General features: G+C 48.6%; 24 protein-coding genes. 14 read left to right on the top strand and 10 right to left on the bottom strand.

All coding sequences use genetic code 11. From position 1 onward, the window contains the following. Positions 1 to 19: 19 nt before the first annotated feature. The 3 genes from E7746_RS12900 (at position 20) to E7746_RS12890 (ending at position 3635) form a co-directional block, all read left to right on the top strand. Positions 20 to 610, top strand: coding sequence for a non-canonical purine NTP diphosphatase (locus E7746_RS12900; RefSeq protein WP_136411061.1), 591 nt, complete (start codon positions 20 to 22; stop codon positions 608 to 610). A 23-nt stretch (positions 611 to 633) separates the two neighbouring features. Further along, positions 634 to 3033, top strand: coding sequence for a type IX secretion system anionic LPS delivery protein PorZ (gene porZ, locus E7746_RS12895; RefSeq protein WP_136411060.1), 2400 nt, complete (start codon positions 634 to 636; stop codon positions 3031 to 3033). Positions 3034 to 3113: 80 nt separating this feature from the next. After that, positions 3114 to 3635 (top strand): hypothetical protein, encoded by a 522-nt coding sequence (locus tag E7746_RS12890; protein ID WP_123394826.1) that lies wholly within the window; start codon positions 3114 to 3116, stop codon positions 3633 to 3635. On the opposite strand, the gene E7746_RS12885 is transcribed toward E7746_RS12890, so the two are convergent. After that, complete coding sequence (locus E7746_RS12885) at positions 3601 to 4974, bottom strand: MATE family efflux transporter (RefSeq protein WP_136411059.1); 1374 nt, start codon at positions 4972 to 4974, stop codon at positions 3601 to 3603. The genes E7746_RS12890 and E7746_RS12885 overlap by 35 nt on opposite strands. A gap of 180 nt (positions 4975 to 5154) precedes the next feature. On the opposite strand from E7746_RS12885, the gene E7746_RS12880 reads away from it, so the two are divergent. After that, positions 5155 to 6246: a TlpA disulfide reductase family protein gene (locus E7746_RS12880; RefSeq protein ID WP_168184394.1), complete on the top strand. Its 1092-nt coding sequence runs from the start codon at positions 5155 to 5157 to the stop codon at positions 6244 to 6246. Between the two features lie 60 nt (positions 6247 to 6306). Here the strand turns inward: E7746_RS12880 and uvrC are convergent, their stop codons facing one another. The 5 genes from uvrC to E7746_RS12855 all read right to left on the bottom strand — a co-directional run bounded on the left by uvrC (position 6307) and on the right by E7746_RS12855 (position 12354). Continuing rightward, positions 6307 to 8127, bottom strand: coding sequence for an excinuclease ABC subunit UvrC (uvrC, locus tag E7746_RS12875; protein WP_136411058.1), 1821 nt, complete (start codon positions 8125 to 8127; stop codon positions 6307 to 6309). 18 nt (positions 8128 to 8145) lie between these two features. Then, the gene (locus E7746_RS12870; RefSeq protein ID WP_123394830.1) at positions 8146 to 8664 is read right to left on the bottom strand and encodes an adenine phosphoribosyltransferase; all 519 of its coding nucleotides are present in this window, start codon (positions 8662 to 8664) and stop codon (positions 8146 to 8148) included. A gap of 58 nt (positions 8665 to 8722) precedes the next feature. Continuing rightward, positions 8723 to 10600, bottom strand: coding sequence for a tRNA uridine-5-carboxymethylaminomethyl(34) synthesis enzyme MnmG (mnmG, locus tag E7746_RS12865; protein WP_123394831.1), 1878 nt, complete (start codon positions 10598 to 10600; stop codon positions 8723 to 8725). A gap of 24 nt (positions 10601 to 10624) precedes the next feature. Next, the gene (gene ybeY / locus E7746_RS12860; RefSeq protein WP_136411360.1) at positions 10625 to 11050 is read right to left on the bottom strand and encodes an rRNA maturation RNase YbeY; all 426 of its coding nucleotides are present in this window, start codon (positions 11048 to 11050) and stop codon (positions 10625 to 10627) included. 71 nt (positions 11051 to 11121) lie between these two features. Beyond that, positions 11122 to 12354 (bottom strand): nucleoside recognition domain-containing protein, encoded by a 1233-nt coding sequence (locus E7746_RS12855; protein WP_123394833.1) that lies wholly within the window; start codon positions 12352 to 12354, stop codon positions 11122 to 11124. Positions 12355 to 12648: 294 nt separating this feature from the next. On the opposite strand from E7746_RS12855, the gene E7746_RS12850 reads away from it, so the two are divergent. Continuing rightward, complete coding sequence (locus tag E7746_RS12850) at positions 12649 to 13359, top strand: DNA alkylation repair protein (protein ID WP_123394834.1); 711 nt, start codon at positions 12649 to 12651, stop codon at positions 13357 to 13359. Positions 13360 to 13377: 18 nt separating this feature from the next. Beyond that, positions 13378 to 14142: a glycosyltransferase family 2 protein gene (locus tag E7746_RS12845; RefSeq protein WP_136411057.1), complete on the top strand. Its 765-nt coding sequence runs from the start codon at positions 13378 to 13380 to the stop codon at positions 14140 to 14142. Positions 14143 to 14144: 2 nt separating this feature from the next. Here E7746_RS12845 and E7746_RS12840 read toward each other — a convergent pair whose 3' ends face one another. Genes E7746_RS12840 through E7746_RS12830 form a run of 3 tightly spaced genes read right to left on the bottom strand, consistent with a single transcriptional unit; the run spans position 14145 to position 16572 of the window. Next, the gene (locus E7746_RS12840; protein ID WP_123394836.1) at positions 14145 to 14966 is read right to left on the bottom strand and encodes a glycosyltransferase family 2 protein; all 822 of its coding nucleotides are present in this window, start codon (positions 14964 to 14966) and stop codon (positions 14145 to 14147) included. Between the two features lie 20 nt (positions 14967 to 14986). Continuing rightward, positions 14987 to 15733, bottom strand: coding sequence for a lipopolysaccharide kinase InaA family protein (locus E7746_RS12835; RefSeq protein WP_123394837.1), 747 nt, complete (start codon positions 15731 to 15733; stop codon positions 14987 to 14989). A 14-nt stretch (positions 15734 to 15747) separates the two neighbouring features. Continuing rightward, positions 15748 to 16572: a glycosyltransferase family 2 protein gene (locus E7746_RS12830; protein ID WP_136411056.1), complete on the bottom strand. Its 825-nt coding sequence runs from the start codon at positions 16570 to 16572 to the stop codon at positions 15748 to 15750. Between the two features lie 102 nt (positions 16573 to 16674). Between E7746_RS12830 and E7746_RS12825 the strand changes: the two genes are divergently transcribed. The 7 genes from E7746_RS12825 (at position 16675) to E7746_RS12795 (ending at position 21354) form a co-directional block, all read left to right on the top strand. Then, on the top strand, positions 16675 to 17646 hold the full coding sequence (locus E7746_RS12825; protein WP_168184393.1) for a glycosyltransferase family 2 protein: 972 nt from the start codon (positions 16675 to 16677) through the stop codon (positions 17644 to 17646). Between the two features lie 34 nt (positions 17647 to 17680). Next, a complete protein-coding gene (locus E7746_RS12820; protein WP_168184392.1) occupies positions 17681 to 18637 on the top strand; it encodes a glycosyltransferase family 2 protein in 957 nt (318 codons plus the stop codon). Between the two features lie 127 nt (positions 18638 to 18764). Further along, positions 18765 to 19217, top strand: coding sequence for a D-aminoacyl-tRNA deacylase (gene dtd / locus E7746_RS12815; RefSeq protein WP_123394841.1), 453 nt, complete (start codon positions 18765 to 18767; stop codon positions 19215 to 19217). A gap of 22 nt (positions 19218 to 19239) precedes the next feature. After that, positions 19240 to 19566: a nucleotide pyrophosphohydrolase gene (locus E7746_RS12810; protein ID WP_123395398.1), complete on the top strand. Its 327-nt coding sequence runs from the start codon at positions 19240 to 19242 to the stop codon at positions 19564 to 19566. 25 nt (positions 19567 to 19591) lie between these two features. Next, positions 19592 to 20476, top strand: a complete 885-nt coding sequence (gene deoC / locus E7746_RS12805) for a deoxyribose-phosphate aldolase (RefSeq protein ID WP_123394842.1) — start codon at positions 19592 to 19594, stop codon at positions 20474 to 20476. A 53-nt stretch (positions 20477 to 20529) separates the two neighbouring features. Further along, positions 20530 to 20961: a CD225/dispanin family protein gene (locus tag E7746_RS12800; RefSeq protein ID WP_136411054.1), complete on the top strand. Its 432-nt coding sequence runs from the start codon at positions 20530 to 20532 to the stop codon at positions 20959 to 20961. Between the two features lie 3 nt (positions 20962 to 20964). Further along, the gene (locus E7746_RS12795) at positions 20965 to 21354 is read left to right on the top strand and encodes a DUF2752 domain-containing protein (protein ID WP_317130896.1); all 390 of its coding nucleotides are present in this window, start codon (positions 20965 to 20967) and stop codon (positions 21352 to 21354) included. On the opposite strand, the gene E7746_RS12790 is transcribed toward E7746_RS12795, so the two are convergent. Beyond that, positions 21351 to 22196 carry a phospholipase A gene (locus tag E7746_RS12790; protein WP_238337215.1) on the bottom strand — a complete coding sequence of 282 codons (846 nt, stop codon included), beginning with the start codon at positions 22194 to 22196 and terminating at the stop codon, positions 21351 to 21353. The two genes, E7746_RS12795 and E7746_RS12790, sit on opposite strands and share 4 nt — an antisense overlap. 180 nt (positions 22197 to 22376) lie before the next feature. On the opposite strand from E7746_RS12790, the gene E7746_RS12785 reads away from it, so the two are divergent. Then, positions 22377 to 23366 carry a DUF4369 domain-containing protein gene (locus E7746_RS12785; protein ID WP_168184391.1) on the top strand — a complete coding sequence of 330 codons (990 nt, stop codon included), beginning with the start codon at positions 22377 to 22379 and terminating at the stop codon, positions 23364 to 23366. Positions 23367 to 23468: the final 102 nt, after the last annotated feature.

The raw sequence follows: 23468 nt of genomic DNA, 5'->3' as shown, positions 1-23468 counted from the left end.
AACATCCATGTCATCAGGTATGAGAAAAATAGTATTTGCAACCAACAACAAGCATAAGCTCGAAGAGATCAGGGCTATATTGGGTGATGAATTCACTATACTCGGACTTGGTGATATAGGATGCAATGAGGATATACCTGAGATTGCCGACACGCTTGAAGGTAACGCTGCAATAAAGGCTAAGTTTGTAAAAGAGCATTACGGTTACGACTGTTTTGCCGATGACACCGGTTTGGAGGTGGATGCTCTTAACGGTGCTCCCGGAGTCTATTCGGCCCGTTATGCCGGACCGGCTCACGATTCGGCTGCAAATGTGGCTTTATTGATGCGTAACATGGAGGGTGTGACTGACCGTAAGGCCCGTTTCCGCACTGTCATAGCCCTTATAGAGGGTAATGACATAGTGGAGATGGAAGGCACGGTAGAGGGTGTCATAATAGATGAATTGCGCGGTTCCAACGGATTCGGATACGATCCCGTATTCATGCCCGAAGGTTATGATGTGACTTTTGCGGAAATGGATGCAGCGGAAAAGAACAGAATAAGTCATCGCGGTCGTGCTACTGAGAAACTCAGGAAATATCTGACTGAAAAAAATATCTCTTCATAAGTCACGTTTCCCGGTTTTAAAGCATGATCTACCGAATATTTCTACTTGTGTTGTCGTCGCTTATGGCGACAACATTGTCTGCGCACATACCTGTAGGAGAATGGTCGGTCTATAACAACTATACTCATCGCACAGGAAAGGTTATAGACACTGCCGACAAGGTTTTCTTCCTGTCGGAGGGTAATCTTTTTCATTACGACAAAAAGTCGGATGAAACATTCGGCTACACCATGTTCAATGGGTTGAGCGGTGTATACATTGCCGATATTTACCGTAATAACGCAGGCCGTTATCTTCTTGTCGTCTATGGTGACGGTAATATTGATTTGTTGCATGATAACGGTGATATAATCAATCTCGGTGACATAAAGGATGCTCCCCAGGTGACGGGTAAGAATATTAACGATGTGGCTTTTGAGGGTAATCTTGTGCATGTAGCCGCCGGATTCGGCATCGTGACATTCAATACACGTGACAACACCGTAGTTGAATCAGGTATATTCAACCGTGAGGTGACGGCTATTGCTGTTGTAGGTGAAAACATGGTTATATGTTGCGATGACAAGCTCTACAGTTCGCCTCTTAAAGAGCGTCACAATACATTTGATGCATTTACCCCTTTGGGTGAATTGGCTTCAATGTCGATGGCCGGGATAAGCGAAAATCGCGCATTGTCGGTTGATGAACGTGACAATGGAAAGGCTTATGTCATTGAATTTGATTTTGAAAACGGGAGTTTCAAGACACGTGACATAACGATGGGACGCTCGCGTCACATCATAAATAGCGGTGACTTCCACACTGTGTCGAGCCGCTATGAGCTTGCTATTTTCAATAGTGAGGGACGACAGCTTGAACGCATCGACATTCCTTCGGAATTCAGGTTGCTTGACGATGAACCTTGTGTGTCGACATGCAAGGGCATGGAGAATGTGTGGCTCATAAACCGTGACGGACTTTGCAATGTAAACATGGGTAACAAGGGAGAGAGCGTGACATTCAATCATTCGTTTTTGCGGCCTATGGGTACTTCACTTGTGAGTGGTGCCGGTTATCTTGCAAAGGGAGCTTCGGGAAATGTGTATGCATCAAATAGAGCTGTGGGTCGAAACGAATTTATGGCCGGATATGACGCCGTGATGGGCATAGATGTAATCAATCAGGTATTTATAGAGAATATAACGCCCGAATTGAAGGATGTAACGTTGAACAATCGTGTTTCTCACGGATTGTTGAGAGCCGGAACACGTATATTGGAGGACCCTGAGGAACCGGGTACACTATTTGTTGGAACATGGTATGAAGGCATCTATAAATTCCGTGACGGAAAGCAGATAGGAAAGTATGATTGGAACAATTCACCCTTTAAGCGTGACTATTCATGCTGTGTCCTTGAACTTGCCTTTGACGGCTACAATAACCTTTGGTGTTACGGCATTAATGCATCTGATTTTATCATAGCGGTACTTCCTGCATCCAAGCGCAAGCTCGACAATACGACTGTCGACGACTGGGTAGTAATCGACATAGATGATTTCGGCACTTACGACACATGGAATGCAGTCATACTTCCATGTAAGAGCCGTGAATCAAGAAACGTTACATTGATAGCCGAAGGATGGAATGAATTTAAGTTTGCCGTCTACGATACCGGGGGAACAATGGAGAGCATTTCGGATGACAGGTATCGTGTGATTGATGAATTTGTCGACCAGGATGGAAAAGTTTACTCCTCTTTGGCTGTAACGTGCATGGTTGAGGACAGCGACGGCAGTGTGTGGCTTGGAAGTGATGAAGGTGTATTCATAATAAGAAAGCCTGTCGATATGCTTAACCCGGGAACTACTGTCGAGCATGTCAAGATTTCACGTAACGACGGCAGCGGATATGCCGATTATTTGCTTGACGGTATCAAGATTTCATCCATTTCGATTGATGCTTCAGGGCGCAAATGGATATCGACGACAAGCGACGGCATATATCTTGTAGCACGTGACGGCCGTGAAATAGTAGAGCATTTTACTACCGACAACAGTGACATTCCCACCGATGAGATAAATGTAGTGTTATGTTCCGATACCGATAACACTGTCTACGTGGGCACCCGTTATGGAGTGTCATGTTATGGAGCCGACTTTGCCCCCGTTACCGATGACTTTTCCAATGTCACGGTTTATCCCAATCCTGTCAGACCCGATTATTCGGGACCGGTGACCATCGAGGGATTGAGCGAGAGGTCGCTTGTAAAGATAGGTGACGCTTCGGGCAACATATTTTTTCAAGGCCGTCCTGAAGGCGGAATGTTGACATGGAATTGTTGTGACCGCTCGGGAAAACGTGTGACATCAGGAGTTTACTACGTATTTGCATCAAGCAGCGACGGCAGTGAAGGCGTGGTGACAAAGATAATGGTGATAAATTAATGGTCAAAAAATTCTATAAACCGAATCCAATTATGTATATTTGGTGTTAATTTAAATATAGACTCATCAGATACGCGACTATGGAATTACGATACATAAATGAAGATGAAAAATGCTACGGTATAACCGGTATGGCCATAGGTATGGTAGTGTGGAACGCTGAGGATGTACTTGCCTCGGTGTCGCTTGACGCTCCGGTTGATGAAGTGGTGGAATTTACCAATGAATACTATTTCAACGGCAATCCCCGATTGTCGGCCAAAGTGGCATGGAATCATATACTCGAACACTATCAGGTGTCAATGGGAATGATGATAGGCAACGTGCTTTGCCGGAGTTATGTGCTGCATGAGTCATCGCTTGACAACAAGATAAAGGACGAGCTTATAAAATATCTTGATGAAGAGGGACGCGAAACCTGTTCGCTTGAGAGCGATGAGGTGAGGAGATTGTTTGACAAAAGTTTCTCCTACCTTAACAAGGTGTTCAATCACTCGGGAGTGCAATCGATAGCCCACGATTTCGCGCGAGTACTGAAAAACCGTCGCCGAATGTCGCGCGGTGAGGTCATCGAACAGCTACAGGCTCTTCATCAACTTTAATATCCCTCTTGGTTGCCCGCATGAAGAAATAGAGAAACAGTGCAGCTGCAATGAAGAGGCTCACCGAGAAACTCAATATGATGCCGTAGGTACCCATCGATGCCGTAAAGGCAAGCAGATAGGTAGCAGGAATGCCTATGACTACATAGCTCACAAAGGCTATCCATATCATGGGCATTACGTGTGATGTGCCTCGGAGTGCATTTGCGAAGTTTATCTGCGTGGCATCGCCCATCTGGTATAGCACGAGCGGTACTATCAGCACTACCGTGGCGGCTATGACTTCGGGATCCTCGGTGAATGCATGGATAAGTTCGTGTCCGAACACAACGAATACGGTCGATGATATGGCGGCGAGAGTTAACATGATGTGATAGCCGGCAAATGCTATGCGACGCATTCCTATGCGGTCGTTCAATCCCGCGGTATTGGCTACGAGCACCGATACGGCCGATCCCATGCTGTAGTAGATACAGAAGCCGAGAGTACCCGTTATCACGATTATCTGGAACGATGCAAGACTTATGGCTCCAAGCCATCCGGCCATGACTGCCGCTATTGTAAACGAGCCTGACTCGAATGTCATCTGAAGCGATACCGGCCATGATGTGCGGTTGACTTGTCCTATCATCATCGAATTGATGCGTGACGCTTTAAATCCGTCCCTGTAGGTGCGGAAATCCTTGTAGAGAAAGAATATTGCCATTACGACCACAGGACACAGCACGCGGGCAAAAAGAGTGCTGTAGCCGGCTCCTATGAGGCCCAGTTCGGGAAATCCGCATTTACCGTATATGAGAAGCCAGTTGCCGAGAATGTTAAGGGAGTTGGCCGAAAGGAGTATCCACATTGGAAGTTTTGTGCGGTTTATAGCAAACAGCCATTGTGCAAACACATTGAATATCGCTATAGGAAGCATTCCCGCCATCACTATGAGATAGTAAGGCTTGATGAGCGGCATCAGCTCCTCGGGCTGTCCGAGTCGGTCTATGTTAAGCCACAGTATAAACATTATCGCCGTCACGAGCAGCGAGAATATGATGTTTATAAGCAGTCCGTTCTTTATCATGCCTCCTATCGTGGTGTCGCGTTTCTGGGTGAATAACGCGCCGATAAGAGGAGTAAGGCCGTAGGAGAAGCCAAGACATGCAAATGTAGCCACGTTGAAGACATTGTTTACAAACGATGCTGATGCAAGTGCTTCGGTAGAGTAGCGACCCACCATTATATTGTCGGCAAACGCAACCACAATCATTCCCAATTGCGATATGAGAATGGGTATTCCGAGGCTGAATATTGATGAGTAATTTTCCTTGTATTTTTTCCAGATACCTTTCATATTGCAAAGTTACTCATTTATAATAGAACAGAGAAATCAATAAAAACGTGTGAAAATACGAATTTAGGTTTGTTATAAACTATTAGTATTGTCATGAGCAGTCTTTTAAGTCATCCAGTGAGTTTCTTTGTCGAATATTCTTCCTATATTTGCAGCAGTTTAAAATTAAAACACCTAAAAATGAAATCACTTTTTATTTCTGCAATGGTGATGTTGTCGGCGACGACAGCATCGGCCTTTGACTACGTAGTCACCGGAAATGCAGCTCCTGAAATGGAGGGTAAAATGTTCTATCTACTTGACGATAACAGCAACCTTGTAGATTCAACAAAGGTTGCAGCCGGAAAATTCAAGTTTCAGGGAAATGCCGACAAGGCATACTATGGCCGTATAGGATTCAAAGAAAACATTGACGGAGGCGTGCGTACCAATTACATCGCCGAACTCATAGTAGAGCCCGGAACAGTTGAAATGGACATGAACAAGCGCATGCCGGCCAAGGGCGGTGAACTTAACACCAAATTCGCCTCTCTGTGGGGTGGTGTAATGGCAAAGCAGGATGCCGTTATGAAGCAGCTTGAGGCTCTTCAGAAGGATTCGCTTGACCAGGAAACAATGATGCAGAAGCGTAACGAGATAGTGAACGCTTTCTATCAGGACTTCGGCGCTACGGTTAAGAATGCAATACTGGAGAACAAGGACAATGCTGTGGGAGTTTCGGCACTGCGCCAATATTCACAGCTGTGTACTCCCGAAGAGTGGCAGGAAGTGTATGCAGTAGTGTCGCCCGACATAAAGAATCTTGACTTTGTAAAGGAGCAAAACAACAAGGTAAATAACATCCTTCGCACTTCGGTTGGAAAGAAATTCATCGATGTGGAGGGAAAGAATATCGACGGCACAGTCGCTCATCTTTCCGATTATGTGGGCAAGGGCAAATATGTTCTTGTTGATTACTGGGCAAGCTGGTGCGGTCCCTGTCGCCGTGAGGCCAAGGAAACCCTGATTCCTCTCTATGAGAAATACAAGGACGATGACCGTTTCACAATACTCGGTGTAGCTACATGGGATGAGGCCGATGAAACAAAGAAGGCAATAAACCGTCTTGGCTACAAGTGGCCGCAGATAATCGATGCAGGCACAGCTCCCTCGGATACTTACGGATTCAGCGGTATTCCCATGATCATGCTGTTTGGCCCCGACGGCACTATTCTTGCCCGTGACATACGCGGTGAGGAGATTGTAAACAAAGTGGCCGAATGCCTGAAGTAAAAACGCGAGTGTAGCTCAAAATAAAAAGTCGCGACAATCATTGTCGCGACTTTTTTATTGCTATTGCGGCTGCTCGTCGGGATGCAGAGCCGAGTATATTATTGAGGCACGTGCAGGGCCTGTTATTTCGGCTATCCGGTCGATTGATGCTTCCTTCAGTCGCTTTACGCTCTTAAAGTGCTGTAAAAGAGCCGTTTGTGTTTTGTCGCCAATTCCTTTTATTTCGTCTAATTCGCTGATTATCTGACCTTTACTTCGTCTGTTGCGATGATGTGTTATGCCAAATCGGTGAGCTTCGTCGCGAAGATGCTGAACTATGCGCAGCGATTCGGAATTTTTGTCGATATATAGCGGTATGCTGTCGCCCGGGAAGTAGATTTCTTCAAGTCGCTTCGCTATTCCCACAACAGCTATTGTTCCTCTCAGTCCCATGTCGTCCAAAGCCTCCACAGCAGCGCTGAGCTGTCCTTTTCCACCATCGACAACTATAAGCTGGGGCAATCCTTCGCCTTCCTCCATCAAGCGCGTATAGCGGCGCGTGAGCACCTCTTTCATTGAAGCGAAATCGTCGGGTCCCTCGACTGTCTTTATGTTGAAGTGACGGTAGTCGCGTTTCGACGGTTTGGCATTCTTGAACACCACGCATGACGCCACGGGATTTGTGCCTTGAATGTTTGAGTTGTCGAAGCACTCGATGTGACGGGGAAGCTCGCTTAGCCGGAAATCCGATTTCATGCGTTCGAGCGTGCGTTCCACCCGCTGTTCGGGATTGTGCTTCTCCATCATCTTCAGGGAGTCGACCTTGTTCTGTCGGGCATTGTGGGTCGACACCTGAAGCAGCTTGAGTTTGTCACCGCGCTGTGGTATAATAAATGAAACTCCGGGCATCTCCATGTCGGGAAGCACGGGCACTATTATTTCATCATATTCCAGATTGAATTTCTCCTTGGCCTCCACTATGGCATAGCTCAGAATCTGTTCTATCGACTCTTCAAGGCGTCGCTTGTACTGAAGAGTGATGCTGCGCACTATAGCGCCTCGACGCACGTGCATGTAGTTTACGTAGACATCGGTGTTGTCGTCATCGACTCCGAATACATCAATGTCGTCGAGTGTCTGGCTCACGATGACGCTCTTGGACTGATAACGCTCCACAAGCTGATATTTCTCCTTCAGCACCTGAGCTTCCTCAAAGCGTAATTCTTCGCTCAAACGCTCCATTTCGAGCTTCAGATAGTCGAGCAGTTCCTGGGTTTCGCCACGAAGTATCTGCTTCACATGATCTATCATATCGGCATACTTTTCGGGGCTTATTTGCCCGGTGCAGCATCCGAGGCAATTCTTGAGATGGTACTCAAGGCATAACCGTCCCTTGCCCTTGTTTATGAAATCGGGGGTAATCGCATGACGGCATGTGCGCACGGGATAGAGCTCTCTTATCAGATTAAGAACCGCTTTTGCTATTCCCGTATTTGTATAGGGACCGAAGTATTTTGAGCCGTCCTTTATGCGCGTACGGGTAAGAAATACCCTTGGATAATGCTCCTTGGTGACGACTATCCATGGGTAGGACTTGTCGTCCTTAAGCAACACATTGTAACGCGGCTTGTACTCCTTTATGAGCGAATTTTCGAGGTTGAGGGCATCGCCTTCGGTGGGCACGACGATATATTTCATGTCGGCTATTGCACGCACAAGAAGGTTGGTGCGCACCGAGTCATGAGTGCGGTTGAAGTAGGACGACACCCGTCGTTTAAGGTTCTTAGCCTTGCCCACATAGATTACAGTCCCGGCTGCATCGTAATATAGATAGCAGCCGGGCGTATCGGGAAGAATGGAGATTTTCTCCTTCAGTTGTTGTGACTTTTCTACTTTAGCCAAATGGGTTGTCTTTCTGTTTTAGTAAACGATAAGCGATCTTACATCGGCATCGGCGGGGAGATTTTTGCGACCGTTCAGTGCGCTCAGCTCTACGATGAAGTTTATGTAGATCTTGCGCGGATTCATGCTCTTGACAAGTTCGTAGCAGGCGGCCATTGTGCCTCCCGTTGCGAGCAGGTCGTCGTGCAGCACCACTACATCATCGGGAGTTATAGCGTCACGATGTATCTCGATTGTATCGGTGCCATACTCCTTCTCAAACGAAGCGCTCACGGTGTCGGCGGGAAGCTTTCCGGGCTTGCGTGCAGGCACGAAACCGGCTCCTATTTCGTAAGCGAGAATAGCTCCTCCTATGAATCCTCTTGACTCGATGCCTACAACTTTTGTAACGCCTTTGTCGCGATAAAGTTGAGCAAGGTCCCATCCTACAATGTGCATGGCTCTTGGATCCTTGAACATCGTAGTGAGATCTCTGAATATGATTCCGGGTTTCGGGAAGTCATACACATCACGGATTTTTGACTTGATGTATTCCATTGTTTACACGTTTAAATATTTGTATATTAGAAAATTATTAATGTTTCACGTGGAACAATCACCTACCCATAAGCAACAACAGTATGTTTATGTCGCTCGGTGATATTCCGGGTATTCGGGAAGCCTGTGCTACTGTTTCGGGGCGAATCTTTTCAAGCTTCTGACGGGCTTCGGTCGAGAGAGCCTTTATCTCGGAGTAGTTGAAGCGGTCGGCAATCTTGAGATCCTCGAGGCGTCGTATTTTGTCGGCCACCATCTTTTCACGTTCGATGTACCCTTGGTATTTCAGCATTATCTCGGCGGCTTCGATTATCTCCTCTCTTCGCTCCGGCTCGATGCGTTCTATTTGACGGGCGAGCGCGTCGATGTGGGGAGCAAGCATCGCTATTGTAAGCTGCGGGCGAAGTATCAGGTCGTGTAGTTTCACGCCTTGCTTCAGCGGAGTTGTGCCGAGGCTTTCAAGGGCTTCATTTATGAGTGAGGGCTTCAACGAGTAGTTGCGTATAAACTCTACGAGCTCGTCACGCTGACGGCGTTTTGACTCCATGAGGAGGTATCGCTCCTCCGATGCAAGACCGATTGAATAGGCTCGCGGAGTGAGTCGCATGTCGGCATCGTCCTGACGCAACAGTATGCGGTATTCGGCGCGTGAGGTGAACATTCGGTAAGGTTCGTCGACACCCTTGGTCACGAGGTCGTCGATGAGAACACCTATGTAGGCTTCGTCGCGCGCGAGCACAAACGGTTCTCGGTTTTGGGCGGCAAGTGCTGCATTGGCTCCGGCTATCAGTCCCTGTCCGGCCGCCTCCTCATATCCGGTTGTTCCGTTGACCTGACCTGCAAAGAATAGTCCCTTGATCAGTTTCGTTTCAAGAGTGTGAAGCAGCTGTGTGGGATCGAAGAAGTCATATTCGATGGCATAGCCCGGTCTATATATCTGCACATCCTTCAGTGCCGGAATCGACTCCAGGGCTTCGACCTGGATGTTGAGCGGCAGCGATGATGAGAATCCGTTAAGATAGAACTCCTGAGTGTCCTCGCCTTCGGGTTCAAGAAACAGCTGATGCTCCTCCTTGTCGGCAAATGTCACTATCTTGGTTTCGATGCTCGGGCAGTAGCGCGGCCCTATGCTTTGTATCTGTCCGTTGTAAAGCGGTGAGTCGGGAAGCCCGCGACGCAGTATCTCATGTGTCGTGGTGTTGGTGTAGACGGTGTAGCAGTCGCGCTGTTGCAGACGGCGATGTACATTGGGGAGATAGCTGAATTTATGAAAGTCGTCGTCACCGTGCTGGGGTGTGGTGAGCGCCCAGTTGACGCTGCGTCCGTCGATGCGCACGGGTGTTCCGGTTTTCATTCGTGCGGTAGTGAATCCTGCATCGCGCAGCTGCTCGGTGATGCCGTGGGACGCCGGTTCCGACACTCGTCCTCCTTTGACTTGCGCACGGCCTACGTGCATCAGTCCGTTCAGAAATGTGCCGGCTGTAAGCACTACAGCTTTCGATGTAAACTTCACTCCGAGCGTGGTTACCACGCCCTTTACTTTTCCCTCTTCAATAATCATTGACACTACCGAATCCTGCCATAGCGACAGGTTGGGTGTATTCTCAAGAACATGACGCCAGGCCGCACTGAATTTCATGCGGTCGCTTTGGGCTCGCGGACTCCACATGGCCGGCCCTTTTGATCGGTTAAGCATGCGGAATTGTATTGCCGTTTGGTCGGTGACGATTCCCATCATTCCGCCAAGGGCATCGATTTCACGCACGATCTGCCCCTTTGCAATGCCTCCTACGGCGGGATTGCAGCTCATCTGTGCGATTTTGTTCATGTCCATCGTTATGAGCAGGGTGCGTGAACCGAGGCGTGCGGAGGCCGATGCCGCTTCACATCCGGCATGTCCCGCGCCTACCACTATCACATCGTAGTCAAAATTCATAGGTCAAAAAATGGATATGTGTGATTAATTATTGTCATCGCAACAGAGCATGGCGAGGGCTTCGTTCTCGTTCTGTTCCATGATTTCACGTTCTCCGGGGCCCTTGTCGTTTATGCCGCACAGGTGGAGCACTCCGTGAATTATTACGCGCAGCAGCTCGTTGTCGTAGCTTGCATTTACAAGCTCGGCGTTGGTGGCCACGGTGTCGAGCGATATGAACATGTCGCCGCTCACCATTCGTCCGCGTGAGTAGTCAAATGTTATTATGTCGGTATAATAGTCGTGGTTGAGAAATTGTCGATTGACTTCGATTATGCGGTTGTCGTCGCAGAATATGTAGACCAGCGGTCCCAATATACGGTCGTGCGACTTTACCACCCGGCCAATCCATTCAGCCAATGCTTCAGTGTCGATTTTCGGCATCTCCACATTTTCGCATATCCAGTCCATCTTATTCATTTTACAGTGATTTTGTTACTACAAAAGTAAGCAAAATTCACTATATGTCAAAGTGAAAAAGCTTAACTGAAAAATATGTAGGCTGCGATGATTCCGGCCACCGACCCTACGGCATCGGCAAGGAGTGCGTAGGGCACGGCGTAACGTGTCTTTACAACGCCAACGCTTCCGAAGTACACGGCGAGGATGTAGAAGGTGGTGTCGGTGCTTCCCTGTATAGCCGCTGACACACGTGAAACAAATGCATCGGCTCCGTAGGTGCTCATCAAGTCAACCATCATGCCGCGGCTTCCCGATCCGCTCAGCGGTTTCATCAACGCCGTAGGCAACGCTCCCACCCATTCGGCATCGAGGCCGATGGCGTTAACGGCAAGCTCCATCCACCGTGTTATCACATCCATTGCTCCCGAGGCGCGGAACACCGCTATCGCCACGAGTATTGCCACGAGATAAGGAATAATCATTACGGCGGTCTTGAAGCCCTCCTTGGCTCCCTCTATGAATGCGTCATACATGTTGATGCGTTTTCTCAATCCGGCAAGCAGAAACATTACAATGACCGAAAACAACAGTGCGTTGGCAACGAAGCCCGAATAAAGCTCGACCTCCTCCTTGGGGAGCCGTGCGAAAAACCACACCACGCCGGCCACTATCAGGGCAAGTCCGCCAAGCCATGCAAGCATCACTTTGTCGAGAAGATTGATGCGTTGTTTTATGCATAGGGCTACGATGCCCACAAATGTGGCGATGAATGTAGCGAGCAATATAGGCAGAAACACATCGGTGGGATTGGACGCTCCTGCCTGTGCGCGATACATCATTATGCTTATGGGGATGAAGCATAGTCCCGATGCGTTCAGTATGAGAAACATCAACATGGCATCGGTGGCGGTGTCCTTCTTGTCGTTAAGCGACTGCATTTCCTGCATGGCTTTAAGGCCGAGCGGAGTGGCTGCGTTGTCGAGGCCGAGCATATTGGCCGACACATTCATGAATATGGAGCCCATAGCGGGATGTCCCTTGGGTATTCCCGGAAACAGGCGGGTGAACAGCGGGCTTATCAAACGCCCGAAGAACTGGATGACTCCTCCGCGCTCTCCTATTTTCATCAGCCCCATCCATAATGAAAGGATGCCGGTGAGTCCGAGTGATATTTCAAATGCCGTCGCAGCCGATGAAAACGATGCGCTCATTATAGTACTCCAGATGTCGAGGTCGCCGAGGAAGATCGTTTTACCCACAGCCACGACAAATGCGATTAGGAAGAATGCTATCCAGATGTAGTTAAGTGCCATTGCAAGATTTTTTACAAACTTAGCTATTTTTTGTCACATCACTTTTCAATCGGGCGTATATTTATGGTTTTAACAAATATTAAATATATGAAAGATTTATAAGCATTACCGCAATTTTTCACGATATTTTTGGATGAACGGATATTTAAATATAAACGATTGAATTATAGTGATTTATTGGAGGTTATAAGCCCCTTAGATTTTGATATTTAAATTTATCCCGTATAGATTGCCGAATTTTTTAATTCTCGCAGGGAAAAATTTGTAACTTTGCGAAGGACATAGTCTTTACACATGATCAAGCATTGGCAAAAGGAACTTAACGAAGCTGCGCGTCCTGAAAAGATTAAGATACTTTCATCTTTCTTCAAGACGGGTCCCGGAGAGTATGGCGAGGGTGATGTTTTCATCGGACTTGCCGTGCCCGACAATCGCGCCGTTTCCAAGCGTTACCTCATTGCCGATTTTCCTGACCTTGCCGTTATGCTTGACTCGCCCATACATGAGTATCGCCTGTCGGCTCTGCTTGTCATGGTGGAGCAGTACAAGAGAGCCCGCCGCAATCCTGCGTTCAGGGAATCGTTGGTTAAGTTCTATATCGACAATGCCGTCAAGGCCAACAATTGGGACTTGGTCGATTTGTCGGCTCCCTATATTTTAGGTGAGCATGTATATGAGAGTTCCGACGATGAAGTGCTTTACCGGTTCAGCGAGAGTGACAACCTGTGGGAGCAGCGCATTGCCATAGTGTCTACGTTGGCATTGATTCGTCACGGACGCTTCGATGTCACGATTAAACTGGCCGAGCGTTATATGTCGCATCCCCATCAGCTCATACACAAGGCTGCCGGATGGATGTTGCGTGAAATGGGCAAGCGCGGAGGCGATGTGGAGCTACATGATTTCCTCGACACCCATGCCTCGGTCATGCCGCGCACCATGCTCCGTTATGCCATAGAGCGGCTCGACCCTGATGAACGAAAACATTATATGAAACTAAAATAACCCCTCCCCTACCCTGCCATGGCACATATTTCAGTTACGATTATCACATATAATGAAGAGCATCGAATTGAAGCATGTTTAAAATCGCTTCAGGATATAGCCGACGAAATTATTGTCGTGGACTCCTTCTCGACCGACCGAACAGTGGAGATATGCAACGCCTATGGGTGCAAGGTGACGCAGCGTCGTTTCCCCGGTTACGGTGCGCAACGGCAATATGCCACTTCGCTTACGAGCTACAGTTACGTGCTGTCGATTGATGCCGACGAGGTTCTTTCGCCCGCTCTGCGCTCGTCGCTGATCAAGCTCAAGGAGGAGGGATTTGCTCATCGCGTGTATGAGATGTCGCGTCTTAACTTCTATTGCGGACAGCCGGTGAAGCACTGTGGATGGTATCCCGACATTCAGATAAGATTATTTGACAAGCGTTACGCCAACTGGAATCTGCGCGACCTCTCGGAGCGTGTCATATTCCCCGACTCTCTTAAGCCTGTTCTTCTCGATGGCGACATTCTGCATTACCGCTGCTCCACCCCCGATGAATATCGTAAGGTGCAGAATCGACATGCCGCACTGTCGAGCGGCATAATAAAGGCGCGTCGCAGCTCTGTGCCTTTTTTCACTCCCTACATTAAAGGGGTGAAGGCATTTCTCGAATGTTATATTTCAAAGGGTGCCATTCTCGACGGTCCCGAAGGGAGGGCGATAAGCCGCGAGAGCTATCGCACGGCCTACATGGCCTATGATCTCGCACGGCGTTCGTTGCGCAAGAAGCAGCAGTAATATTACTTCAGATATTTGTCAACTCCGTTGACACAGCGTGCGGGTTTGTTGTCGTCAAGGCTTGAGCTGTAGGCAAAGTTTTTCTCACGGTTGTACATGAATTTGTCCTCATGCCACAGGTGGTACACTATTCCCGCAAATTTCAGGTAACGTTTTCCGAATCCCATTTTCTGCATTCTGACGCCGAAGTCGACATCTTCCCCACCCCATCCTTCAAAGAATTCATCGTAGCCGTTGATCTTGATGTAGTCGTCCTTGAAAAACGACATGTTGCATCCTAGTGCCGACGAGTGGTGCTTGCGGTATCTCGGCGCAAGATAGTGGGCGAGGCTCTTCAGATGCAGCGCGTTCTCGGGCTTGCTTTCAATGCCCTTGGTGAGCCAGCTTATGCGTCGTGACACACCCTGTCGGCATATCTCCTCGGTGAGCTCCTTGCCGAGATTGGTGCGGCCTCCCTTTACATAGATTCCCGGTGCTGCTTCCCTAAGGTGGTCTTCGATGAATTTGGGATGCAGAAACACATCCCCGTCAACCTCGATTATGTAGTCGCCCGATGATGCCGCCACCGACTTGTTGCGCATCATGGCGAGCCGGAATCCGTTGTCCTCGTGCCACACATGTTTTATCGGCACGGGAAAGTTGCGGCTAATCTCCTTTATTGTGTCGGCCGTTTCGCTGCGTGAACCGTCGTCGCCTATTATGACTTCGTAAGGCAATATTGTCTGCTGCTTAACGCTGTCAAGACACACCCTCAGGGCATCGGGACGGTTGTAGGTCGATACTATAAGCGAAACTCGGTGTTGTTTTATCTCTTCGGGGCTCATATTGGGTTACGGTTGGAGAATTATTTCAGATATTTTTGCTTGAGGCGATACTTCACTTCACGGCGGTGCTCGAATTTGTCAAGGCCCTCGATTACGCGTCGCACAGTGTCGTCGACATCCCATTTGCGGTATTCGGCGTAACGGCTTATCAGGTATTCAAGGAGGTCACGCCTGTGGGTAAGTCGCACGAGGTTGCTGATGCAGCTCGACTTTGACAGGTTGCTCTTGAATGTCGACCTGTTGGTGTCGATGAGCGTGAAATGTGTCGTTCCGTCATCTTCGCGGTTATAGAGGATGTTATTGAGGTTGGGGTCGCCGTGCATCACTCCGTCGATGTGCATCTGTGCCACATACTGCGCCAGCTTGGCGGCAAGCTCGCGGTCGAAGTCGGGTGTTTCCACCAGAGCGTCATATAGTGGCGTGTCGGTTGTCACTGTCGATATGAAGTAGCACTCGTTTATCAATCCGCCCTTCTTTATTTCGATATAGGCTATTGGCGTGGGAGTGGCATATCCTCGGTCGAGAAGTATGTTGGCGTAGCTATAGGCCCGGGCAGCTTTGCTCGGGCGGAAGAGAGTGTAGACTACGCGCTGCACGGCATTGGGGCGCTTGTAGCGTTTTACTATAAGGTCGATGCCGTCGCAGGTGAATTTTTTCACCGTGTTGCGGGCTTTGTACAGCGTTGTGCCTCCCGATTCAAATGTTTCGGGAAGTGACTTTATAAAGTCGCCAAGCGAGCGGAATTCATCGTTTACTATGGTTTTCATTTCAGTTGTCCCTGTTATTCTTTATCAATTCCGAATTGTGTGCGCATGCGGCGTGTCGCTTTGGTTTCACGGCGTATCGCCCGGTTGATCTCGATAGCCTCCTCGTTTTTATAAGGGCGGTTGTGGTCGAGATGCAGCAATATTGCCGAATACCTTATCTGCCGTGACTTCATGCCGCTGTTTACGAGCCTTTCGCCGAATTCACGGTCCTCGCCTCCGTAACGCATTCTTTCGTCAAATCCGTTGGCTTTAATGATGTCCTTGCGCCACACCGACGAGTTGCAGCCGTTCCATGACGCGCGAGCCGGGGTTATGCGGTTCATCAGCATTGTAAACGGCTTCGATTTCACGAGCTTGCTGCACTTAAACGAGCACTTCAGTCCTCGGCTGCGAAGCCATTTAAGATCGAAAGCCCGGCCCGAAGCGATGTCGTCGGGCGTTATGTCGCGGCTTATGTCCATGGGCAGCTTGAAGTATCCGCCTGAAAGGAAATATCCCTCGCGGGCATATCGGCGATGAGTTTCTATGAAGTCGCTGCGCGGGATGCAGTCCTGGTCGGTGAATATGAGATAGTCGGCCGTGGCGGCTGAGATGGCTTTGTTGAGTATCTCGGTTTTGCGGAAACCGTTGTCCTCATGCCACACGTGGATTATAGGCAGATGCGTGGAGTAACGCTCGATGAGCTTGCGGGTATTGTCGGTCGACCCGTCGTCGGCAATGATTATTTCATCGGCTTTGCATGATTGCGACATATATCCCAACAGCGTCTTCTCAAGCCATTCGGGATTGTTGTAGGTGGAAATTACAACGCCTGTCGTCATGTCGTTATTTCTATCCATATAACGCAAATATAGACAAAAACCTGTAACAACCCAAATAATCATGTAGCCATGTATGGAAAATTTGTATATCTTTGTGGCATTAATGACCAATTAAACGCCATGCCGATAGTTTCATATATCATTCCGGTCTACAACGTAGGCCCCTATTTGCGAGAATGTGTCGACAGTTGCCTCGGGCAGAATGGAAATCATGATTATGAAATCGTGCTTGTCGATGACGGGTCAACCGACGACAGCGGCGCCATCTGCGATGAATATGCGTCGTCGCACGACAATGTGAAGGTGGTGCATCAGCCCAATGCCGGTTTGCCGGCCGCACGCAACAAGGGACTGTCGGTCGCTACGGGACAGTGGGTGCTCTTTGTCGACTCCGACGACTTTGTCAGTCCCGATCAGCTTTCGGTATGTCTTGGTGCCGTTAATAAGTACGGTGATGTCGACATGGTGCAGTTTGCCTATGAATATGTGAAGCATACCGGTGAGTCTATGAACAAGGTGAAAGGCGCCAAGTGCAACAATCTCTACACCGACATAAACCTATATGGAAATGACGGCAACTATAAGCCGGTTTCGGTGGGCTATCTGATAAACCGCCGTTTCCTTGACAGCCACGATTTACGTTTCGATGAAACTCTCCGTGCCACCGAGGATGCCCACTTTACGTTACGCTACTTGTTCTACTGCAAGCGCATCGCCACAGTTGACGATGTGCTCTACTACTATCGTCAGCGTCCCGGTTCCATAATGAACCGTAGTGTCAACTATCGAGTGCCTTACCATCACCTATTAGTGGCCGAGTTATTGATGAAGTTTTTCCATGACCACAGCTCGGGCGGCGACTATCCTCGATTTTTCAAGAAACATACCACACAGCTTGTAGTCAGCTTCCTGAAAAAGTTGTACAAATTTGAAGGTAACGACAAGCGCAGGGCCTATGCCGATTATGCCAAGTTCAAGCAATATGCCAAAAACTATCCCGGCAGCCTTGTGGGTGGATTCAACATGGGAGTCGCCAAGCTCAACATTTCACTCTACCGTAGAATGAGGCGATTCTTTCACGGCAAGTTATAATCTTAATTCAGCATCATGACCAATGTTCAATACCATGCCTACCGTATCGATTATTCTTCCGATATATAATGTCGAGCCCTATTTGCGAGAGTGTATCGACAGTTGTATCGAGCAGGTTGACGCGCCCGATTATGAAATAATTCTTGTTGATGACGGGTCGACCGACAACTGCGGCGCTATATGCGATGAGTATGCATTGTTGCACGACAACATCAAGGTGGTGCATCAGCGTAATTCCGGACTGGCGGCTGCACGTAACGCAGGATTGGCCGTCGCCGGGGGACGATGGATTCTATTTGTCGACTCCGATGACTTCATCGATAAGAGTCTTCTGTCGCGTTGCTTCAAGGCCATTAAGCACTACGGCGATGTCGACATGGTGCAGTTTGCCTATTGTCATGTCGACGATTCAGGCCTGCCGCTTGATGTTGTAAAAGGAGTGCGTTATAACCGCTTGTATAACAGCTTGGAGGAGTATGGCAGTGAGCGAGGGTATCGATGGGAGGCTTGGAGCTTCCTGGCGAGGCGTGACATAATAGAGCAACATGATTTATACTTTGATGAGAAGTTGCGGTTTGCCGAGGATGTGCATTACACGATGCGTTATCTCTACTACTGCGACAGAATAGTCACAATTGCTATCCCTCTATATTATTATCGGCAACGAGCCGGTTCCATGATGTTTAATCGCAATGTTTACCGTCAGGTAAAGTTTAACCTTACAGCTGCCGAGCTACTCATGAAATTCTTTTACGAGAAGAGCGGAGGAAGCTGTTATCCGCGTTTTTTCAAGAAGTGCACTACCCGATTGGTCCTGAATTTCATCAAGGCTCTCGACTCGCTCGATGCCTCCGATCTTCAAAAGGCCTCGGTTGATTATGCAGAGTTCATTAAATGTAGGAAGCGTTATCCGGGCACTTTGATATGGAAATTAAAAATAATGCTGACTGACCTTAATTTCAATCTGTATGTAAAAATGCGTCGCAGGTAGCGGCGATGATTCATCAGCGGCTCGGTTCCCCCGGAATTGAGATAAATTTTATATAAATAGGGCGCTGATATGATGATATAGTTGATTTATTTCGTATTTTTGTATAGTTTAGAAATGCGGAAATACGATGCGAATTGTTATACAACGTGTACAGCATGCCTCCGTCACGATTGACGGCAGTGTATATTCCTCTATCGGAGCCGGACTTCTCGTTTTGGTAGGTGTTGAAAACGGCGATGTCCCCGCCGATGCCGAATGGCTTGCAGCAAAGACCTCGTCGCTGCGAATCTTTGACGATGAAGCCGGTGTGATGAACCGCTCGGTCAAGGATGTAGGCGGTGAAGTGCTTGCCGTGAGCCAGTTCACGCTTACGGCTTCGACGCGCAAGGGCAACCGTCCGAGTTACATACGCGCGGCAGGACACGAAACAGCGGTGCCTCTCTACGAGCACTACTGCAAGTGCGTGTATGACCTCACGGGTCGTGAGGTGAAGAGGGGGGTATTCGGCGCCGACATGAAGGTGGAGCTGCTGAATGACGGCCCTGTAACCATAATCATAGATTCAAGACTTAAAGAGTGACATGACTGACAATAATGACGACATAACGTTGCGTGACGCGCAGGCCACGGTCGACAACTGGATCACTACCGTGGGAGTGCGTTATTTCTCCCCTCTCACCAACATGGCGGTTCTTGCTGAGGAGGTGGGCGAGGTGGCCCGTGTAATGGCGCGTCGCTACGGCGACCAGTCGTTCAAGGAGGGCGAGCGTGACACTCTCGGTGACGAGCTTGCCGATGTAATGTGGGTGGTCATGGCAATCGCCAACCAGAGCGGTATCGACCTCACCGAGGCATTCAAGGCCAATCTGCGCAAGAAGAGCGAACGTGACGCCTCGCGACACAAGAACAACAGTAAATTATCCAACTAATATATAACTCAAATACTTAGAAATCATGAGCGACAAATACCACGACACTGTGTCGGCATCGGCTGTCACTACTGATGACAACGAAGTGAAGGCTGCGGTAGAGAAGATAATTTCGGAGCACCTCAGCGAAAACATGAATCAGGATGTGTATAAATTCCTGTTCAACTGTATTGACCTCACCACATTGTCAACTACCGACTCTCCGCAATCGGTGGCCGATTTTGTCGAGAATGTCAATGCTTTCGACAACGATCATCCCGAACTGAAGAATGTAGCGGCTATATGCGTCTACCCCAACTTTGCCCCTGTCGTGCGCACCGTGCTCGATGTGTCGGATGTAAAGGTGGCCTGTGTATCGGGTGCGTTCCCCTCGTCACAGTCGTTTCTTGAGGTGAAGATTGCTGAAACCGCGCTTGCCGTAGCTTCGGGAGCCGACGAAATAGACATTGTGTTGAACGTAGGCAACTATCTCGACGGTGACTGGGAAGAGGTGGCCGATGAAATAAGCGAGCAGAAGCACACTTGCCGTGACGCTCACCTGAAGGTGATTCTTGAAACAGGTGCGTTGAAGACGGCTGAGAATATACGTAACGCATCGATATTGTCGATGTATTCGGGTGCCGACTTCATTAAGACCTCTACCGGAAAAATCTATGAAGGTGCTACGCTTGAAGCCGCCTACGTGATGGCGCAATGCATCAAGGAGTACTACGAGAAGACCGGCAACGCTGTGGGCTTCAAGGCTGCCGGAGGCGTGTCGACTACCGAGGATGCGGTTAAGTACTATACCGTAATCAAGGAGGTGCTCGGCGAAGAGTGGCTTACCAACGAGCGTTTCCGCATAGGTGCGAGCCGACTTGCCAACAATCTGCTCGGCGATATTCTCGGAGAGCCTGTGAAGTGTTTCTGATAAAAATAATCGGGGAGTGACCGTCCGGTCGCTCCCCTCTAAATAACATAGCAATGCAATACTGGACTATAGTCAACAATGTCAAGGTGGGCCCCATGAATGCCGCTCAGCTTATAGCCTACGGCATAAATCCCAACTCGCTTGTGTGGTGTCAGGGAATGGCTCAGTGGACTCAGGCCTGCCGTGTGCCTGAATTGATGCCCTACTTCAGGAGTGCGCAGCCTGTAAACAACTTCCGACCTTGTCCGTCGACCTATTTTCCGTGGGCCATAGTCACGACATTGCTTTGCTGTTTTCCGGCCGGAATCGTTGCGCTCATCTACTCCACGATGGTAGAGTCGCGCTATTCGCGTGGCGACTATTACGGCTCGGTGAAAGCGTCGGAAACCGCCCTGTTGTGGTGTATAATAGCCTTGGTGTTCGGCCTTGTAAGCTGGCCCTTCGCACTGTTCTTTAATTTCCCGGCCAATTACTATCTCTTTTAAACAGTGGCGGCTAAGTCAACCAACCGGCGCCTTTTTATAGCTATAGGAATCCTTGTGGTTCTTGTTGGATTGTGCGTATATTTCTATTTCGACCCCTCAGACAGTGCGTTTTTCCCTAAATGCGCATTCTTTTCCATGACCGGATATAAGTGTCCCGGATGCGGTTCGCAGAGGGCGATTCACGCGATGCTTCACGGCGATGCTTTGGGAGCCATCCGCTACAATGCCATGCTCCTTCCGGCAATTCCTGTTGTTGTGCTTCTTTTTGTTGCTGAATTCAACCGCGAGCGTTGGCCTCGCTTCTACGCCAAGGTCAATTCCCGATGGATGATATGGGGATGCTTCATCATGGTTACGGCCTGGTGGATAGGCCGCAACATCGCTGATTGTTAATAGTCGCTGAAGAACTGGGGCTTGATCACAAGTCCTACACGCAATTGTGAGTGAAATTTGTTGTATTCGAGCAATCCTTCGCCGTATCCGTTGTAGTACTGCATGAAGAAGTATTGGTTTTCGGCCTTGAAGAGCCTGTAGTTAAGCTCGATTATGGTGTTGTAGTTAAGATTCCATCCTTTGCGCTTAACGAGCACCACCGAGGCTCCGAATCGTTTCGACGGAGGCATATAGCTCAAGCCCATCTGATATATTCCGCTGTATCTCAATATGTCGCGGTTGTTTTCGCCGTCAACGATAGGAATCCAGAATTTGCCGTGAACCATGATTGTGGGGTCGATGAGAATGTTGGCTCCGAATGTGATTTTGTTCCATGAACGGCTCATTTTTCCGGCTTTTCCGTTGCTTTCATGTTCGATCAGGAATATCGCCTTGCCTATGAAGCGGTCTTTTACAAAGAGCGGGCGCGCCAATCCTATACCGGGGTTGAAATTTAGGTCGGTCATAGGCATTGACTTCTGCAATACGTTCCAGAAACACTTCTGGGTGTAGAAGAGAAATAGGTAGGTGTTAAACGGAAGCACGCTCTTGGACAGGCGCTGTGCTACCGATATCTGAAATTTTACGTTGGTGTTGGACTTATTGGCTTTTGGGCCTATCGACGGACCGAATATGAAGTAATTGTCCTTGTAAAGACCGAAATATGGAGCATTGTCAAACTCGCGGCGCATCGAGTCGACATCATAAACGGCATCACGTGACGGTGCTACTATCTGGCCTGTTGCCACGCTTGGCACAAACATCAGGATTGCGAACAATAGCAGAAGGCAATATCTATTCATTATACTACTCAATATTCTTTGCAAAGATAGTCATATAAATTTGTGGGATATTAAAATAAATGTCCCTAAATATGTCCGATTGTTCATATTTTTCTTTGTGGCGTGTGGCCTTATCACTAACTTTGCGGTAATCATAATAATGCCGTCACTATGGTGAAACGTTTCAATTTGTTAATTGTTTTGGTCATATCGCTAATTCTTTCTTCATGCGGTGATGACAGTCAATTTCGCATAACCGGGTCGATTGACGGGCTCGGTACCCGTCATGTCTACATCATGTATGTTGCCGACGGTTCCGTAAACCGATTCATGACAACGGCCATCGACGGTAAGTTTGTTATTGACGGCGTGTCGAGCGACTACACTGTTGTCGAGATATTTTCATCAACCAAGGAGCTTGTGGGGCGCGTATTGGCTAAAAACGGACAGACCATAGAGTGCAGCTTCAACCCCGATGACTACTATGCGATGAAAATAAAGGGCAACAAGCCTACCGAGCAGTGGGGACGCTTCCTTAATGAAAATTCAAAGGTACTGTCGACGGGAACTCCTGCCGAAGTCAACGCATTGGTAAAGAAGTATGTAGTCGACAACAGGGACAACATCGTTTCATCGTTGCTGATGATGACTCAATATGACGCTATCGACAATGAATCGCAGGCCGATTCTCTGTTTTCACTGATAGAGCCTAAGGCGCGTCCCGAAAAGCTTGTCGACGATTATCGCCGACTCCTTATCCAGGTCAACAATTCGGCCCTCAATGTCAAGGTGCGTCCATTCTCGCTCTATTCCTACGGCGACTCGATGGAGCGTTATTCACCTTCGAGGTCGAGCTGCTCGTTGCTCTATTTTTCGACTGTACAGTCGGGCCGTGACACTATAATATCCACTTTGCGCAAGGCATTTGACCGTTATCCCCGCCGCCGGTTCAAGTTGGTCGATGTGTCGTTTACTCCCGATACCTTGTCGTGGAAAAATGTAGCGCGCATGGATTCGGTGGGCTGGCCTCAGGTATGGGCCGTGGGAGGTGTGGCCAATTCTGTGTTTGACGAACTAAACATTCCGCGCCTGCCCTACTTCATCGTCGCCGATTCAACCGGAAAGCAGCTTTATCGCGGAGCTTCGGTGAGCCGTGCGGTGTCGGCGGTCAACAAGCGGTTGAGCCATTAAAACATATAAAATTCAGGTATTTGGACAAAATAATTTGAAATCATCCTAATGAATTTCAAAAAAACGCGTTATCTTTGCGAATGTCCTCACTTTTTATACCTG

The organism is Muribaculum gordoncarteri, assembly GCF_004803695.1.
GTDB lineage: Bacteria > Bacteroidota > Bacteroidia > Bacteroidales > Muribaculaceae > Muribaculum > Muribaculum gordoncarteri.
Note: the sequence above shows the minus strand (reverse complement) of the source record. Positions and strands in the feature narration are given on the sequence as shown.

Bases quoted from the DNA above. Each gene is read 5' to 3' on its own strand.
- E7746_RS12900 (WP_136411061.1), top strand. From the start codon at position 20: ATGAGAAAAATAGTATTTGCAACCAACAACAAGCATAAGCTCGAAGAG.
- porZ (WP_136411060.1), top strand. From the start codon at position 634: ATGATCTACCGAATATTTCTACTTGTGTTGTCGTCGCTTATGGCGACA.
- E7746_RS12890 (WP_123394826.1), top strand. From the start codon at position 3,114: ATGGAATTACGATACATAAATGAAGATGAAAAATGCTACGGTATAACC.
- E7746_RS12885 (WP_136411059.1), bottom strand. From the start codon at position 4,974: ATGAAAGGTATCTGGAAAAAATACAAGGAAAATTACTCATCAATATTC.
- E7746_RS12880 (WP_168184394.1), top strand. From the start codon at position 5,155: ATGAAATCACTTTTTATTTCTGCAATGGTGATGTTGTCGGCGACGACA.
- E7746_RS12870 (WP_123394830.1), bottom strand. From the start codon at position 8,664: ATGGAATACATCAAGTCAAAAATCCGTGATGTGTATGACTTCCCGAAA.
- mnmG (WP_123394831.1), bottom strand. From the start codon at position 10,600: ATGAATTTTGACTACGATGTGATAGTGGTAGGCGCGGGACATGCCGGA.
- ybeY (WP_136411360.1), bottom strand. From the start codon at position 11,050: ATGGACTGGATATGCGAAAATGTGGAGATGCCGAAAATCGACACTGAA.
- E7746_RS12855 (WP_123394833.1), bottom strand. From the start codon at position 12,354: ATGGCACTTAACTACATCTGGATAGCATTCTTCCTAATCGCATTTGTC.
- E7746_RS12850 (WP_123394834.1), top strand. From the start codon at position 12,649: ATGATCAAGCATTGGCAAAAGGAACTTAACGAAGCTGCGCGTCCTGAA.
- E7746_RS12845 (WP_136411057.1), top strand. From the start codon at position 13,378: ATGGCACATATTTCAGTTACGATTATCACATATAATGAAGAGCATCGA.
- E7746_RS12840 (WP_123394836.1), bottom strand. From the start codon at position 14,966: ATGAGCCCCGAAGAGATAAAACAACACCGAGTTTCGCTTATAGTATCG.
- E7746_RS12835 (WP_123394837.1), bottom strand. From the start codon at position 15,733: ATGAAAACCATAGTAAACGATGAATTCCGCTCGCTTGGCGACTTTATA.
- E7746_RS12830 (WP_136411056.1), bottom strand. From the start codon at position 16,572: ATGGATAGAAATAACGACATGACGACAGGCGTTGTAATTTCCACCTAC.
- E7746_RS12825 (WP_168184393.1), top strand. From the start codon at position 16,675: ATGCCGATAGTTTCATATATCATTCCGGTCTACAACGTAGGCCCCTAT.
- E7746_RS12820 (WP_168184392.1), top strand. From the start codon at position 17,681: ATGCCTACCGTATCGATTATTCTTCCGATATATAATGTCGAGCCCTAT.
- dtd (WP_123394841.1), top strand. From the start codon at position 18,765: ATGCGAATTGTTATACAACGTGTACAGCATGCCTCCGTCACGATTGAC.
- deoC (WP_123394842.1), top strand. From the start codon at position 19,592: ATGAGCGACAAATACCACGACACTGTGTCGGCATCGGCTGTCACTACT.
- E7746_RS12800 (WP_136411054.1), top strand. From the start codon at position 20,530: ATGCAATACTGGACTATAGTCAACAATGTCAAGGTGGGCCCCATGAAT.
- E7746_RS12790 (WP_238337215.1), bottom strand. From the start codon at position 22,196: ATGAATAGATATTGCCTTCTGCTATTGTTCGCAATCCTGATGTTTGTG.